The following is a 15,803-nucleotide window of genomic DNA, read 5'->3' as shown; positions in this document are numbered from 1 at the left end:
TAAAGAGACAGGCATACGAAATAGGTTCCAGTCGAAAGGTATCCGCCAACGCGAGGCGCATACTTCTATGTCGCGTTCTATTCGAATCATGAAGTTAACAAACAATGATGTTTCCAAGAATGCTTAGACCCCTTTTCCTTGCATTCCTAGCCGCAGCACTGTTCGGTCTGGCCTCGTGCAGCAAAGCTGAAGCGCCGAAGCACGCCGTCAGGGACGACGACACGCTTAGCGGCCAGATCGGCGTGCTCAACTACACCGACGTGCCGATCGGCGTAGTTTATGTGAATGGGCAATGGGCTGGATCGATAGTGCCACACACCGGGGGTGCCAGTTGGACAGGCAGCATTGCCATACCCAAGAAATGGGGCCCCGCCGCGTTCCAAATCTACGTTGCTACAGCATGACCATCACTAGCTCTGCTCCACGTTGCCCTAACGAACCGTTCGAGCTCTCTCAGTCAGAAAGCGAGCAGGCCATGCGAACTATGCCGTGCTTACAACGGGATAAACAATGATGGCTACAAGAATGATCCGATGTCTTTTCCTTGTATTGCTGTCCATAGCACTGCTGGGCATTGCCGCGTGCGGCAAAACTGAAGCGCCAAAGGTCGCCGTCGAGGAAGAGGACGACACACTCGGCGGCCAGATCGGCGTGCTCAACTACACCGACATTCCGATTGGCGTGGTGTACGTCAATGGTCAATGGGCTGGAGGGATGGTGGCGAACGCCGGCGGGACAAAATGGATTGGTGGAATTTCGGTACCCAAACAATGGGACCCCAACTTTAAGGTCACGATCAAGTGGAGCGACGATGAGCTTTTCGAGAAGGACAAAAAGGCGCTCTATACCAAAGAGGTTCCGGTCGAAAAGTATCCGCCCGAAGGGGGGTCTTATTTCTATGTGGCGTTTTACCCGGATCAGGAGGTCAAACTATATTTGACCGACTGGCTTCCGGGCTGGGAAGCGGATCCATATCGTTTGGAAGATCCAACGGACGCCTGCCTCAGACGGAAAGCGTCAAAAGATCGAGAGACCTGTTACGCCAAAAAGTATCGCGAGGAGTACCGGGCACTGCAGGATCTCCCCGAGCAACGCAAATGAGCTTTGTGTCCCCGTTACTGTACCAAGTACAAAATTATGACTGCCGTTCATTTCGCTCCGCACTGTCCCATTACACCGTTTGAACTCGCACCCGACGTAAAGCTCTTCAGGCTCGCAACGCTGAAGGTAACCCTTGGGAGTCCAGCTCCCTGTGAGGAAGAATTGCACTTTGGGTTCTTCTTCGACGGTACGCGCAACAACAGGGACAACGACCGGGCGAGAGAGGCACACAGTAACGTTGCAAGACTCGCCGACCTCTTCGAGGTAAAGAAAAAGCCGGCTGAACTGAAGCAACTTCGCTTCAGTAGCTATGCCGCAGGCGTCGGTACGCCTTTCTACAACGAGGTTGGCGACGTGGGGATCGGCATTCAAGCGGTCGCCGGCGCTGCCGCCGGGTGGGGCGGGGAAGCACGTATCAATTGGGCCCTGCTGCAAATCCATAACCACTTGCATGCTCATTACCACGGCCGAACATTGACTGATCGACCTACAGACCGCGATCTCGTCAGGCAGATGAGCGCGGACATGAACGCGCCAGAGATCCAGATCCCGAAACTCGGCAGCAGTGGCGATATCGAACGTGAATTGAAAGGTAAGTACCGCGCCAAAGGCGAATTCGACCGCGACCTGCGCGCATGCGTCGGCACGCTTGCCTCCCTGACTGCCGTGGCCCGTACCAACTGGCGCGAAGTCAATACCAAGGGCCGTCGTCGCGTACTCAACGAGCGCAAGGCTGCGTTGGCTAAAGCTCTGGGCAACCTGCCCAGAGACCGCAAGCCGATCATCAAGCAAATCCACCTGCACGTCTTCGGTTTCTCACGAGGGGCCGCGCAGGCGAGGGTGTTCTGCAACTGGCTGCGCGATGCCTGCGATGCGAACGGTGAAAAGCTCAGCCTGTGCAGCATCCCCGTACAGATCGACTTCCTGGGGCTGTTCGATACCGTCGCCTCCGCCGGCATCGCGCAGAGCATGATGGAAACCATCGTCTCCGGACATGGCGCCTGGGCGCAGAAGCGCTGGCTGCGCATTCCCGGCCCAGACCTAGTCAAGCGCTGCGTGCATCTGGTATCCAGCCATGAAGTACGCGGCTCCTTCCCTTTGGACAGCGCCCAAGGCAGCAACGTGGATGAATTCGTCTACCCAGGCGTGCACTCCGATCTGGGCGGGGGCTATGAGCCTGGCGAACAGGGCCGCGGCTGCCGCGCAGACGGGACGCCTGACGACAGCACCAAGCTGTCTCAGATTGCGCTGGCGCATATGTTCCGTGAGGCCGTCATCTCAGGGGTCCCGCTGATGAGCCCGGCCGATGCACCAGGCGAACTGCAGGACCAGTTCAAGATCGACCCCGACCTCATCGCCGCCTTCAACGCCTACCGCGATGCCACCGACGCCTCCAGCGTCAGTCCCACCACAACCCCGGACCTGATCCGACACCACTACGGCTACTTCCTACGCTGGCGGCATCTCCAGCTTGGCAAAGTGGCAGCCATGCCCAGCGTCAAACGCGCTCCCGCGAACGACCGCACGGACCTGATTCAGGCGGATGCCGAGCTGGCCGAGGAACTGAAATGGGTCCAACGTTACGTCAACTACGAAAACCCAGTGCCGGACTGGATCAGCGGCCATTACACCGACTGGCTGATAAAAGGCGCGAAATGGATTGCCGAGGCTTTGGCCTCGACCGGGGCTTCTGTGGTCTCCGCCGTCGCCGGTGAAGTCACAAGCCCGGCCGTACATGCGGCGGTCCCCGAAGCGCCCGGAGGACCAATCGCGTGGCTTCCGCCATCGGGAGCCGTGCAAGGCGCCACCGTGTTCTCTCAAGGCAAGAGAGCAATCCGCATCAAGTTCGATAGCTGGAAGGACGTGAAGCAAGCGTGGGAAAACAAGGATGTCTCACCTGCCATCGATGTCCTCTTCTCCCGCTACGCGCACGACTCCCGCGCCTGGTTCAAGCCACTGGGCGACGACGATGACGTCTGGTACCGCAAGCAACAGGACAAACTCGACGCGGTCGCGGCAAAAGCGGCCCGCAAGGAAGCTGCGCCCATAATGATTGGCCCGATGACGGCCAAGATGGGGGCATTGCCGCCTCCGCCATTGAGCGATAAGGAACAGGCGATGCTGGAGACACACGCACGCCTCAAGCGTCAACGCCAAGCCAAGGGCCAGTCGGTCGACGCCGCGCTGAAGGATCCGGCCTACACCAGCCAACTGCCGCAGCAGCCCAGTGGCCGGGAGCTCTGGCCAATGTGGGGCTACCTGCGGTGGCGGACGGTCTATGACGACAAGTACATGGACTACCGCGCCAACTTCCCGCAGCTCGCCGGACTGGACGCCAGCGCATTGAAAAGGCGGATGCAGGAACTGGAACCGCAGCTCAAGCTGGCGCGCTCCCGATCCGAAGCGCTTAACCGGACGCTGAGCGATTCGGCTCGTTACGGGTCGATACCACAGGACCTCTATAACGACCTGGCGGGACAGTTTCGCCTGGTGCAGGCGATAGAGGAAGAAATGGCTGCGATTACGGCGTTTATGGAGGAACGGGCCAACTAGTGCCGCGCTGACTTAGGTGATGACCAGCGATTTCCATGTGCCTCGAGTGATGCGGCTTGCGCGCAGGGCAGGATTCGCAGCGCCCGGACAGGTATCATCGCATCAATCCACCGTCCGTTGCGGCACTCCTTCAATGGTATGCCTCCTTCCATGTCCACCCCTGCAACACTCACTGAGACTCTCACACTCGCCGCAGTTCAGACGCTTGCCGATACCGGGTCGTTCGAGCGCGGCGTGGCCTATTTCCATGATGGTGCCGTGTCCCGCGTTGAGGAACGTGAAGGCGCCGTTCGCGCCAGCGTACGCGGAACGCACCGTTACCGTGTACAGCTGGCCGTCGCTGGCGATGGCGGACTCGCCTATTCGTGCAATTGTCCGGTGGGCGATGAAGGTGTTTTCTGCAAACACGCGGTAGCGGTTGCACTCGCCTGGCTCGAAAACTCGGGAGAAGAGGTGTTCCATGCCGAAGAGACCAGCCGGGAGAAACCACGCAAGAAACGAAAGACCTACGGTGAGGTGATTCGTAAATACGTGGAAACGCTGGACAAGAGTGCGCTTCAGGATCTGCTGCTGGAGGCCGCCGAGCTTGATCGGACGTTACGCGACAAGTTGCTGTTTGCCGCACGTACAGCGCAGTCAGATTTGCCTAGCATGAGAACCGCGGTGCAGCAGGTAACGCGCATCGCCCGGCCGCTGGCCTGGAACGAGGCTGACGAATATGGCAGCAGCCTGTGGTCGCTCGCCGATACCTTGCGCCAGCGGCTTGCCGGACCGCACGCCGCGGACGTCGTCGAACTCACGGAACTGGCCATTGCCGGCGCGGAGAAGAGCCTTGAGCAGATCGACGATTCCGGCGGAGGCGTGATGCCCGGCATCCTGGAACTGGCGGCCGTCCATCTCGACGCATGCGGCCAGACCCGCCCCGACCCTTTGAAGCTTGCGGAGCGGCTGTTCCGCCTGCAGACGCAAGGGCAATGGGATACTTTCTACAATGTCTTGCCGGCTTACGCAGAACCGCTGGGCAAGAGCGGGTTGAGCCGCTATCGCAAACTCGTCAGCGAGGCATGGGAAGCGCTTGCCCCGCTTGCTCCTGGCAAAGACCCTGACCAGTCATTCGAGACGCGTCGACTGCATCTCGAGAACGCCATGCAAGCCCTGGCACAGCATGACGGCGACATCGATGCACTGGTCCGGATTCTCGCCAAGGATCTTTCAAGTCCGTACCGCTTTCTCCAGATCGCAGAAGCTTGCGTGAAACACGGACGTCCGGATGAAGGCCTCGCGTGGGCCGAGCGAGGTCTTCGTGAACCGGCCGGGCATGTCGACCCGCGCCTGCTCGACTTTTGCGTCGACGGATATCTGCGTCGCGGCGATTCCGACGAGGCCGCTATGCTCGCTTGGCGTCGCTTCGAGATGGATCCAACGGCAGACAGGTTTGCTGACCTGATGAAGGTCGCTACGGCCATCGATCGGCATGATGCGATCCGGGAGCGTGCACTGGCCCATCTGTGGACGCTCGTCAAGAATGAGGAGTCGCGCGGAAAATCGAAGCGCCGTGCGTGGGAGACGCCAACGCGCACTGAACTCGTGAAACTCTTCATCTCTGAAAACAAGGCAGATGCGGCGTGGGACGCCTTCCTCGGCGGCCTGGTGGCAACGGAAATCTGGCCGCGGATGGCGGCCTTCCGCGCTAGATCGCATCCGCATGACGCGATCGCCCTCTATCACCGACTGCTGCCGGTCGCTGCCGACCGCGGCACGCGCAACGCGCGCTATGACGAGGCATTTGAAATCGTGCGCGCCATCGGAAGCCTGCGGACAAAGTTGGACGAGCGCGCCGAGTTCGCCAGGGAACTGGAAGAGATCCGCGACACCTATCGCGCAAAGCGCAACTTCATCAAGTTGCTCGACAAGTTGTCCTGAGTGTGGTGTCGCTCTACCAAGTGGTCTATGCCGCTCGATAATCCAGCAACCAACAACCTGAAGAACCCTGCAGTGAAACAAAGCACGCGCTGGCTACGCCTTGCCCTGGCCCTGGTCGGCGCCGTTCTGCTCGGCGATGCCGTCGCACTAATGGGGATGGGGCTGTTCAACTTCGGCATCACGTTGCCGGCGTGCATTGGCATCGCGTTCCTGCTACTCGCGTTGTGCTGGAATGGCGTCGCGCGATGGCGGAAGGCTAATCGCCGGCGGCAGTGGCTCTGGCATGCTGGATGGATAGCGTTTGCCGTGTGGCTAGTCACTGTCGGGGCGTTCTTCTATGGCATCCGCAGCGGCATGGGCACTTCCGTGCCGGCGGGGATGGCGGTGAAGGCCGTCGTCATTCTTGGCTCTGGCACGCCAAACTGCAAGGCGTCGCCAACATTGATTGCGCGGCTGGATCAGGGGCTGGCGCAGGCGCGAAGGTGGCCGGACGCCAGGGTCGTAGTGAGCGGTGGGCAGGACTTTGGGCTGCAGTGTGTCGAGGCGGACATCATGGCAGACTACCTCGTTGCGCGTGGCATCGCGGCGGACAGGGTGATTCGCGAAGGGCGCAGCACCAGTACCGAGGAGAACCTGGTGTTCAGCCGGCGATTGCTGGAGGGGCAAAGCGTTGATGCCACCGACCCCATCGTGGTGGTGACCAGCGACTTCCATGTGCGGCGGGCGGTGCAGATTGCCGGGAAGGCAGGCTTCGGCAAAGTCGCCGGAGTCGGGGCTGGAACGCCGATCTACCTTCGATATAACGCCTGGCTCCGCGAGTACTTTGCCGCGATCAGCGGATGGGTGTTGAGGGAGTATTGAGCCCGAGCGCCGTCTGCGGACAGCCAACCCGGCTCAATGCGAATCAGGCTCGCAACGATGTCCCGACGCTCGTGCAGAACGCGCACGACGTCCAGCACGTCGCCGCTCACACGGTAGAACACCAGGAAGGGGAAGCGGTCGAATGACCAGACGCGCAGCGATTCGTCTGGCAAGAGGTGGGCGTAACGGCGGGAACCGACACTCGGATGCTCAACCAGGTAGGCCAGCACACTCAAAAACTCGTCGGTAAAGGCATTGCCAAGGCCCGGGGCGGCACCATCATACAATCCTGGGCCGCATGGGCATCACCGCGCGCGGCGGGACGTAGCTTCAGGCGCAGTGCGACAACTTAGCGCTTGCGGCTTTGCACGCGGGCGCGGAACTCGGCAGCGAACCATCTACACGCTCGTACTCCGTTCCTTCGCCGCTGCTAAGCCCTTCCACGATGACCTCATACAAGCGATGCTCGGCCCCGTTCTCGCGTAGCGTCAGGTCATGCTCGACGGCTTCCAGCAGCAGTTCGTGAAGCGCGATTCAATACGGAATTACGGGAGTGACCCAACGGCGACCCAGCTCTTCAACGGCGCTAGCCCAGTTGACTCGCTCCTGTTCCAAACGAATCCGCTCTCCCCAACGCCCATTCTGGAGATCTGCGAGCAGTCGAGACTCTTCGTCAGTGAGGTGCGAAGCTGCTCTGGTCTCCTGAGATACCTCCTCCGTCCAGAGGTCCTTGTGTGATTCCAATACAGACTCTGTCATTAGCACTGACTGCAATCGGGGGAAAACTCCGCGCACTCTCGACAGTATATGTAGGCCCCAGGTATCGATGTCGCCCCAATAGAGAATGCGCGCTTGATGTGCCCACGCAATCCCTTCCAGCACGGTCCCATTGTTTCCGAGCCCCATTGCCACAACCGCTTCTTGCATGTCTGGGATCGCCAGACCTGTAGCAAGATTTTCCACGATGAGCAGGCGCTTTGGTGGTCGCTTGAACGACGCACTCCACTGGGCTACTGGCATTTGAAGATCTTCTGCTCCACCAAACTGTTCGCGCAGGCTTGGATCGAGTAGTCGCATTCGTACCGTGTCGGGCAGCCGCTTAACTCCGAGCAATTGATACAAATCGCCGCCCTCGCCCATCACAGCTTGCAGCAGAGGCACAATCACCCCGCCCCGAGCCTCGACCCATTTGGTGTGTATTCCGTTCACAGGCAATTGGCGCAAGTAGACCCCGCTGGCCGGGTTGCGCTCACACCAAGCGAGAAACGACAACAGCCGCTCGAAATCGGCTTCGGCCCACCCGCCCACAATGATTGCCGCTTTCACGCAATCTCGCCGTCCCGCCACGCTCGGGAACACTTCGCAAAGTGACCGCCAGCGCCTGCTCAAGACCTCCCAGGACCGACTCACACCCGCGCAGGCAGCGACTGCATCAGCGTCCTCGAACAGGATCTTCTCGGGTAGCGATACATTACCCATCACTCGCCAGTTCACCGATCTCCAAACAACGCGGATACGTCGCTCCGCCGACTGGTAACCGTTATCGAAGGCCGCCCACGCCGACAACCAGGCTCGCATTGCTGCGGGCGCTGCGGCGGCCACACGATCCGATGGCGATCGCACTGCCACAGACTTCGGCCAACTCCCCTCGACCGCGCCCATTAGCCAGTCGCCTCGTTGCCGCTCGAAAAGACCTCTGCATGCTGCGGCCAGATCGGCCGGCATCAGCGCGCCACCAAGCTCACTCACCGGCATGGAAGCGTTTCCCGGTAGAGTCGCCTTCGTTTATGCCGTCGCCGCCCTCCGTCGGGCGCGCGCCGAGACCGACCAATCGCCGATGTGCCATATCGTATTCAATTGGAACCGCACCGGAATTATTGCGATCTTTGTTGCTGAACACGTGAGCGCCGCCGATAAACGGTTCCAGCGTCCGGACGGCCTTCATGGGGGTTGCCATCAGCATTTGGAATCCGAAGCGATTGAAGATGTTCAGGGTCATCGCCGTGAACTCGCTGTCGGCCTTGTCAAACGCCTCGTCCATCAGGACCGTACAGAACTGTGGTAGCGCCCGCCCGGTGCCGGCCAACTGATAGCGCAACGCCGCAGCCAGGCACGTTGCGGCGAGCTTCTGTCGCTGACCTCCGGATTTCCCCGCCCCGGACTGGTAAATGTCGCAGACCCGACCGCTCTCGTCGTATTCCTTGGCTACAAAGTCGACGTGTTGACGCACATCCAGCACTTGCGCCTTCCAGCGTTCGTCCTCCGCTTTGTCGCTGTGCAGGCGTCGCACGATGGCATTAAGCGCGTCAAACTGCTTCTCGCGCTCTTCGCGCGTCGCGTCAGGCTTGATGTTGCGCTCCAGACAAGACCTGAGTTCGTTCAAGAATGCAGTCACATCGGGCAACGACCGGGGCCGGTTCTCTAGCCGAAGATACGTCTTTTCATTGAATTCGGATTGCGAGAGGGCATCGTTGACGATATTCATCCGACCACGGATTTCGTCCTTTTCCGTGATAATCCGCTGACGCAGCCTGGCCAGATGGCGATCGCTCTGCTCATTCAGCAAGCGGAAGAACCGCTCCTCAAAACGAGGCAGGTCATCCTCTTCAATCTTGGACAGCAGGCGTGCGTAGTCTGGCCAGTCCACCAGCGTCACGCCCATGTCGGCTGCCGCGGCCTCGTGCTCGCGCCTGAAGGTGCGTAACACGTCCTCCAGCGCATTCCTGGCTTGCTCCCGCCCCATGTCAGCTTCGTTCCTATCGTCCTTGAGCTTGCCCCGAACGCCCAGATATCGAACCTGCAGGTTTGTCAGCGAGGTTTCGCCCTCCTCTTCAAACAGAGACTGAAGCGTACCCCCATCGGCTGGAGGTGCGCGCACCGCCTCGCTCGTCCCCGTGCGCTGCTCCTCCAGCTGCGCGATTTGCTTAGCAAACTCCTCTTGCTTCAGCGTCTCGGCGGTATGAGCGGCATTCGCACTCTTGACCTGCTTCTCCTGCTCCTTGATCTGTGCGTCCAGTGTGTGTACTTCCGGATGTAGCTGCTCCGCATCCGAAATGGCCTGCTCCAACCGTCGCATCTCGGAGGCGCCCGAAACCTCGTCGATCTCGTCCCAGACGACCTGCGACAGCTCGCTGGCTGCATTCAGCTTCTCCAGTTCTCTGGCTTTCTTTTCCTGGAGCGTCTGCAGCGCCAATTCGGCCTTTTCCTTCTCGTTCTGCAGGCTTTGGATATCCTCAAGCAACTCGAATTTCTTCTGCTCATTCGAGAAGCCAATCACCCATTCGCGCCGGTTGTTCAAGTTGGCGCGATCGTTCTTTTCATGTCGGGCGCCACCGCGCTTAATCTGCCCGCGCAAGCTCAGAGCCCGATCCGCCGCGCGGAACGCTTCAGTCGTCTCCGCGCAGACGTAGTTCCCATACTGCTGCGCCAGTTCCTTGCGAAGCCATTCACCGTAGTCGCCTGGCGCCGTGTCAAGCATTCTGCCGGGCGCTTGGGCATGCTCCTCGCTGCGACGATGGTGCTCTCGCATGCGCAGGTAGAGGACGTGCTGTCCCGTATGATTGTCCTCCAGCCAATCGACCACGCCACGGTAGTGCGGCTCCGGCACCAAGAACGAGCGCGTCAGCGGCGCCAGCAGACGCTCCAGCGCGCCTTGCCACTGCCGGTGGTCTTCCGGCACGTCGAGCAATTCACCCCCGAATGGCAAGAGCGCGGGTGCCAAATCTAAAGCCTCCGCAATCCGATCACGTACCTGCACGAGTTCACGGGGCAGATTCGAGGACCGCAGCTCAAGCGATCTCACGTCGGCCAGGAGGTCGCCCAGCCGGGTATCGGCTTCAAACACCGTTCTGAGCAGTTCGGTTTCCCTGGTGTCATCGCTCGCCGCCAGACCTCGCTCACGCATTCTGATGGCCTCGCCCACCCGTTCCCCAAAGGTTTGGGCATCCTGTGGTTGCGTCCAGCCAAGAACCTTCAACCACCCCGCGACCCGCGTACGCGTTCGCTGCACCTGTTCGAGGAGTTTCGCCTTGCTCCTCAACTGTTCCTGCAAGGCGGCGACGTTGCCGTCATCCATGCCATGCCGACGCTTTCTGAGGCGCTGAAGCTCCGCGTCTTCGTCGTCCGCCTTGCGTGCCAGGCTCTCGGCACGCTGACGCGAGCCTTCGAGCGTGACCCTGAGCCGTTCTGCCTGCTTCCCACGCAGGGTGTACTGCAGGTAGTCGCGGTGATGCTCCAGTTGCCCAAGGAGATGGTCGATCTTGTTCACCTGCGCGTGATACTGCAGGTATTGATCATGTTGTGTGCGCCCCTTTTTCAGCAGCTCCTGCTGCTCACGAGCTTCGACCACGTCCCCGTGCGCCTCAGCCAACGTATTGAAGTCGGCACACAATTCCTTGGCGATACTGAACGTCTGTGGTTCGTCCAGCATGTTCTCACGCATGAAGACGTTGATATCTCCCAGGTTCTTGGATGACTGCGTACGGTGAAGCAGCCGCAGCGCCAAGTCATGGTCGACGCCTAGCCTGGCCTTGAAACGCTCTCTGAAGCCGGCATGTGTATCGAAAAGCTTCGGTACCTCAGGCAGGTGCTGAACAAACGATCGAACGTTGTAATCGGCCTGCATGAAGAAGGAGAGCTCCTTCAAGCTGAACCTGCGCTCAATCACAAAGAAACAATGCCGGACGTCCTTTGCCAGCGTGGACTTTCCCTTGATCCACCACATGCCGACCAACGTCAGCGTCTGCCCGAGCATGTTGGCGTAGACCTCGGCAACGGCGCTTAACGTCGTGTCTGGACGCAGGTACTGCGCCGCAATGAGCCCCTCCTCGGATTCGTTGGTAGCCCAGGCACCGCGAATATAGGTCACCAAGGTGCGATCTCGGGACACCTTGTCGTTGCCGCGGGCCGCGGCATTGAACTCCGAGTTGGGCGGCGCCATAAGCGCCGAGTGCGCGTCGAGAACGGTGGATTTTCCCGATCCCGACGGCCCTACGAGCAGGTGCCCACGTCCCGAGATATCGAATACGTGCAGCTTGTTGAAGGTACCCCAATTCATGACCTGCATCTGCTGAAGGCGAAACTGCTGTTGCTGCGCCTCCTCCAGGTCGCGCTCGGTCCATTGTTGGCGACCGTCGCCGCCCACTGCCGCTTGCGCATCATTTGGGGTCCTCGACAATGTCCCTTGTGCGTCAAAGAGCTGTCTCTGCTCACTGCTCATACCGGCTCACCCCCGTCCGCTTCATCGTCAATGTCCGCTTCGCTGCGCTCCGAGACATGGCCGTCCAGCTCGCCTGTCAGGGCCCTCCCGCCGGGCAGGGAGTCCGTCGTCGACTGAATCTGTCGGTAGGTCTGCAACAGCGCACTGACTTGCTCGTGCGAGAACACCAGCTTGAGCGCTGGTGAAACCTCAAAACGGTCACCGCTGTTGCGTATGAGGCGAAGAAAGTTGTACTTCTTCGCTTTTTCGATCGCCGCTTCGATCTGCCTGCCGAAGCGTGAAGCGTCTACGTTGTCGCTCGCCTCATAGGCCTTGAGATGATCGGTGATCTCCGAGCGTGAAAGCGTGGCCCGTTCACCTGCCGCCTCCGCCAGCGTAAGGCGCATGCGCAGGAACAGCACGAGAGCTGTATCCAGGAAAGTGAGCCGCACCTCGCGCAGTAACTGCGGCACGTCCAGCTCGGGCGCGTGCACTGGCCGCGTGAAGGCCACCTTCTGGTCACGATCGATAACCAGTTCCAGGAAGGCCGCATGCAACAACTGGCGCAGCCGCGACTCGTGGTCGATCAGCACCGGCCAGAGCTTGCTGTGCCGGTCGTCGATCGAGGGCCCGCGCAACAGCAAGGCGAAGGCGCGTCGCGCGTCATAGGGCAGTGTGGACGTGTCTCCCTCGAAAAGGGCCATCTCTTCGCCACCGTGTTCGGGATGGTGAAACGCGTGGCCCTCATTGCCGGACAGATCTTGGTCCTCGTCCTGCGGAACCTCATCAAGGCTCTCCGCTACGCGGTCCACGGCTGGAGTGCCGCCGCCCACCTTCCTGAACACGGCTTGACGTGTGCGCCGTTGGCTAATTGAGGTCATTCAGGCAATCTCTTGTAAAGAGGAGTTGCGCGATCCGGGCCTGACGCACGACACCATCCTGTCCGGTCCATGAAACAAACTCGCGCGGGTGGAAGTCCCGCTCCCGATTCTCCAGCACGACACCGAATCGTTGTGCCAGCGACATATACCCAACGATGGAGGCAAGACCCTGCGTGACCTCGAACATTCGTGCCAGGTCGCCGACACTGACTTGCGCTCGTTGGCCGAGCGCGATGCGGATATTGGCTTTCAGCAAGGGCATGTCGATGTCCGCGTTATCGATCATCTCGCGCATCGCCATCAGATCGATTTCGGGGGCCTCGGCATCGTCCACGGAAGTTTCCCCGGGGCGCTCCTGCGGGTCATCCAGCACCAACTGCGCCACTGAGCGCAGGCTGCTTGTCGAAAGCGTCAAGGTGTAATCGAGCGTCCTGCCGTTGACCAACTGATCTTTCAACGCCAGCGACTCCGTGATCGCGGCACGGATCAAACGTTGGATTTGGCGCTGCTCCTGGAATTCGCGACTCTGAACAAACGTTCTCAGACCCCGCCCGAGGGTCGTCATCACTTCCTGCACCATGCCGCCTTCCGCCAGCAGAGTCTCAGTCACCCTGAATAGCCGTCGACGTTCCTCGAGGCTTAGCATTCGTATGAATGGTCGTGTCTCCAATGCCTCCAGTGCGCCCTTCAGTCCCTCAAACTGTGATGGGTCCGTCAGCAACCGCCAGAATGCCAAGAACGACTTGCCTTCATCGCTCTCCGCAATGGCATCGCTGCCGAGAAAGACCTTTTCCAGGACCTCACCACGCGGGCCTTCATGCTCCACCAGTTGCCGCCGCAGGTCGCGATTGAGACGCTCAAACGCCTCCCGTACTCGGCGGAAGTCCGCAGCAATGCTCTCCGTCATTGCCACAATATGGCGCCCCCGCTCGCTGGCGCGGGCTGGTTCCAGGGGGGACACCCCATGCGCCATAACGTGCTTGATCTCCTCGACGATGCGCCGGGATTCCTCATGCAGTGCCTTCAGCCGCGAAGCGGGATCGGGGTCCGTTTCCGTAGCCAGCCGCAGGACCGAATCGATGACCACCGCAAGACCACTTTCCGTAGCCGTCTGACGTGGTTCAAGTTGGCCCATCATCAACCGCAATGCAGGGACCACATCGGCCGCAAGCTCGTACACCTCTTCGCTGGCACCTTCTGGAAAACCACGTCCGAGCCATTTCGCCTGAACCCACTCTGCAACAAGCATCTGAGGAGTCTTATCGATGTCCTCACCGCGTGTGCGCAGCACTTCCAACTCAGCCGAGAGCTTCTCGATCAGACTGGCCGAGCCCAATTGGGTCGAGATCTCAGGAAAAATCGATTGCAGGAGCGACAGTGTGAAGGGGGCTTGCTGGGAAGCCAGCAGCATCCACATGGGCCCTTCTCGCATCACCCTGAGTTCATGTAATGCCAGCGCTGTCTTCATTTCCCCCCGCAGGTTTCAGCAGTTCTGCATCGAGCTGTCTTGCCTGCCCCTTCCTTGACGTGCAAGCCCGGGACAATAAGTGATATCGCCATTTTTCCTCAACCGCCTTTCCTTGCTTTGTCGAAGATCATTCGACAACAGACGTTTCGCTCACGTCTATGAGGCAACGCGGCGTACTGGCTCTATATCTCGTTGGCGAGCTGCAACGGATTAGTCTACAAGTAAGAGCGTCGCTCGGCTTGGCGAGCCGCAAGCTGAAAACGTCGGACACCGAATCGGCTGCGCGCAGGTCAGCAAGGCGAGTATGGAGAGTTCGTGCAACGTCCGGCCCAAAGGCACGCCGTGCCGATATCGGGCTCTCGCATTGTTGACGAACTTTCTGCTCCTGATATGCCAGTTGGACCGACATCAGGTGCCGAGCGGACGGCGGGTGCCTCTGAACAATCTCATATCGGATGCACCATCTATCGAGAGGGCCGCCGCCCGAGAGCAAATAGGCGCGGGAGCCATTTTGGACAACTAGTAGATTCACCGCAATATTAGCATCAGGCTATGGCCAACGCCCGCCCTCTGGTCCAGTGGGTGAGGCGTCAACGGTTGCGGTCAAAATGCTCGTTCTTTCCTACGTTCGGCAGTGTGGTGGTCTAATTTCCTCGGACGGGTATTGCTGGTGAGCCGCTCCGGCTACGATGCGCACACGTACCGAGCCAGTAAACGCCGTTCAGTGATGAAGTTCACACTTGTTCGCCACCTGTCATGCAGGGTGAGCATCAGAGCGCGTCATCCTGTGCAGCAACCATCCACACCCGCTTGAACGGCAATTCGGCCTTAAGGTCTTCTTCCAGTCGCTCGTAAAACTCAAACAGCTGTTCGAGCAAGTCCTTCTGAGTCCAGAGGCGCAAGCGAAAAAACTGGGTAGCTAGTTCCTTCTGCACATTGCCCTTGAAGCCACCCCAGGCCACAAAGAGGCCCTGGTCGGCATTGAATTTGGTCATCGCGCCGAGCAGCTTGTCCACAGGTTCGCGGCCAATAAGTGAGTCTTCTGACTTCACTTCCACACATAGGCGCGGCGCTGCGAAACCCAACGGTCCTGACCCTGCAAGGATGTCCGCGCCCCCGTCTGCCCCCTCGGGGCTGCGGTAGGTTGTATAGCCCTGCGCCTTCAAGATACCTTCAACAAGACGCGTCAGTCCGTGTCCCTTGAAGCGAGCGGAAATTAAGGCGGCGATCTGATCACGTGCCAACTCTTCTAGATCCGCGTCAGCAGCGGCCAGGTCGTCCGCTTGGGCAGCAACCTTCGTCGTTGCTGTCAGCGTTTCCGCTTTCCAGCCGTTGGCCCGCATCGCCGCAATGCGCTGCTCCGCGTTATTACGCTGAATACGGCAGATCGTCAGAAACGCCCCAAAGGAAAACAGCAAATCTTTGCCAAAGTGCGTGCGTGGCACCCCTTCACCGATCCACTTGACGGTCCGCCAGTGAAAGAACGGGTTCGGTCCTTCCGGTGCGGCTTGATAGTCGCCCGTAATCTCGCCGATGTAGATCACCGGCTGGCTCTTAAGAGGCAAGACGACAAGATCGCCCAATTTCATATCGTGGGCGAATGGCCAAACCTGGCTAACCCAGTTCAGGATCGCCTTCGGTTTGGTGTCCGGATAGAGTTGCGTCATGACCGCTGACAGCTCGCTTCGTTGCTTCAGCTTGGATAGATTCACATCGAGGTCAGCCCAGGTCACATAGACCCTGTTTTCCTGGATGAACTTCTGTTCGTATTCGCCGTGCGAACCGGCACGGGTGAGCCAAATCGCCATTCCTCTCCCCT

11 protein-coding genes are annotated in these 15,803 nt (G+C 59.8%); 5 read left to right on the top strand and 6 right to left on the bottom strand.

The window, feature by feature from the left end; translation table 11 throughout:
- The first annotated feature begins 104 nt into the window (after window positions 1–104).
- The 5 genes from CBM2594_RS01345 to CBM2594_RS01325 all read left to right on the top strand — a co-directional run bounded on the left by CBM2594_RS01345 (window position 105) and on the right by CBM2594_RS01325 (window position 6,438).
- Entirely contained in the window at window positions 105–404 is a 300-nt protein-coding gene (locus CBM2594_RS01345; RefSeq protein ID WP_345775023.1) for a DUF3304 domain-containing protein, read from the top strand.
- 121 nt (window positions 405–525) lie between these two features.
- A complete protein-coding gene (locus CBM2594_RS01340) occupies window positions 526–1,101 on the top strand; it encodes a DUF3304 domain-containing protein (protein WP_232346541.1) in 576 nt (191 codons plus the stop codon).
- A gap of 36 nt (window positions 1,102–1,137) precedes the next feature.
- Window positions 1,138–3,654 (top strand): phospholipase effector Tle1 domain-containing protein, encoded by a 2,517-nt coding sequence (locus CBM2594_RS01335; RefSeq protein ID WP_116355260.1) that lies wholly within the window; start codon window positions 1,138–1,140, stop codon window positions 3,652–3,654.
- A gap of 150 nt (window positions 3,655–3,804) precedes the next feature.
- A complete protein-coding gene (locus tag CBM2594_RS01330) occupies window positions 3,805–5,577 on the top strand; it encodes a DUF6880 family protein (RefSeq protein ID WP_116355259.1) in 1,773 nt (590 codons plus the stop codon).
- 27 nt (window positions 5,578–5,604) lie between these two features.
- Window positions 5,605–6,438, top strand: coding sequence for a YdcF family protein (locus CBM2594_RS01325; RefSeq protein WP_116355258.1), 834 nt, complete (start codon window positions 5,605–5,607; stop codon window positions 6,436–6,438).
- Here the strand turns inward: CBM2594_RS01325 and CBM2594_RS27100 are convergent.
- From CBM2594_RS27100 to CBM2594_RS01295, 6 genes are all read right to left on the bottom strand, one after another.
- A complete protein-coding gene (locus tag CBM2594_RS27100) occupies window positions 6,366–6,725 on the bottom strand; it encodes a type II toxin-antitoxin system RelE/ParE family toxin (protein WP_116355257.1) in 360 nt (119 codons plus the stop codon). The genes CBM2594_RS01325 and CBM2594_RS27100 overlap by 73 nt on opposite strands.
- A gap of 247 nt (window positions 6,726–6,972) precedes the next feature.
- Window positions 6,973–8,193, bottom strand: coding sequence for a Wadjet anti-phage system protein JetD domain-containing protein (locus CBM2594_RS01315; RefSeq protein WP_116355256.1), 1,221 nt, complete (start codon window positions 8,191–8,193; stop codon window positions 6,973–6,975).
- Window positions 8,180–11,656, bottom strand: a complete 3,477-nt coding sequence (locus tag CBM2594_RS01310; RefSeq protein ID WP_116355255.1) for an ATP-binding protein — start codon at window positions 11,654–11,656, stop codon at window positions 8,180–8,182. Before CBM2594_RS01310 ends, CBM2594_RS01315 begins: the two co-directional genes overlap by 14 nt.
- Window positions 11,653–12,516, bottom strand: coding sequence for a DUF4194 domain-containing protein (locus CBM2594_RS01305; protein WP_198048082.1), 864 nt, complete (start codon window positions 12,514–12,516; stop codon window positions 11,653–11,655). The genes CBM2594_RS01310 and CBM2594_RS01305 overlap by 4 nt, the downstream gene beginning before the upstream one ends.
- Window positions 12,503–13,948: a DUF3375 domain-containing protein gene (locus CBM2594_RS01300; RefSeq protein ID WP_290367794.1), complete on the bottom strand. Its 1,446-nt coding sequence runs from the start codon at window positions 13,946–13,948 to the stop codon at window positions 12,503–12,505. The genes CBM2594_RS01305 and CBM2594_RS01300 overlap by 14 nt, the downstream gene beginning before the upstream one ends.
- An 806-nt stretch (window positions 13,949–14,754) precedes the next feature.
- Window positions 14,755–15,792: a restriction endonuclease gene (locus CBM2594_RS01295; RefSeq protein WP_116355253.1), complete on the bottom strand. Its 1,038-nt coding sequence runs from the start codon at window positions 15,790–15,792 to the stop codon at window positions 14,755–14,757.
- Window positions 15,793–15,803 lie beyond the last annotated feature (11 nt).

Source organism: Cupriavidus taiwanensis (assembly GCF_900249755.1).
In the GTDB taxonomy this organism is placed as follows: domain Bacteria; phylum Pseudomonadota; class Gammaproteobacteria; order Burkholderiales; family Burkholderiaceae; genus Cupriavidus; species Cupriavidus taiwanensis_D.
Note: the sequence above shows the minus strand (reverse complement) of the source record. Positions and strands in the feature narration are given on the sequence as shown.

Coding starts and splice junctions, on each gene's coding strand:
- CBM2594_RS01295 (WP_116355253.1), bottom strand. CDS start 15,792: ATGGCGATTTGGCTCACCCGTGCCGGTTCGCACGGCGAATACGAACAG.
- CBM2594_RS01300 (WP_290367794.1), bottom strand. CDS start 13,948: ATGCGAGAAGGGCCCATGTGGATGCTGCTGGCTTCCCAGCAAGCCCCC.
- CBM2594_RS01305 (WP_198048082.1), bottom strand. CDS start 12,516: ATGACCTCAATTAGCCAACGGCGCACACGTCAAGCCGTGTTCAGGAAG.
- CBM2594_RS01330 (WP_116355259.1), top strand. CDS start 3,805: ATGTCCACCCCTGCAACACTCACTGAGACTCTCACACTCGCCGCAGTT.
- CBM2594_RS01310 (WP_116355255.1), bottom strand. CDS start 11,656: ATGAGCAGTGAGCAGAGACAGCTCTTTGACGCACAAGGGACATTGTCG.
- CBM2594_RS01335 (WP_116355260.1), top strand. CDS start 1,138: ATGACTGCCGTTCATTTCGCTCCGCACTGTCCCATTACACCGTTTGAA.
- CBM2594_RS01325 (WP_116355258.1), top strand. CDS start 5,605: ATGCCGCTCGATAATCCAGCAACCAACAACCTGAAGAACCCTGCAGTG.
- CBM2594_RS01315 (WP_116355256.1), bottom strand. CDS start 8,193: ATGCCGGTGAGTGAGCTTGGTGGCGCGCTGATGCCGGCCGATCTGGCC.
- CBM2594_RS01340 (WP_232346541.1), top strand. CDS start 526: ATGATCCGATGTCTTTTCCTTGTATTGCTGTCCATAGCACTGCTGGGC.
- CBM2594_RS01345 (WP_345775023.1), top strand. CDS start 105: ATGATGTTTCCAAGAATGCTTAGACCCCTTTTCCTTGCATTCCTAGCC.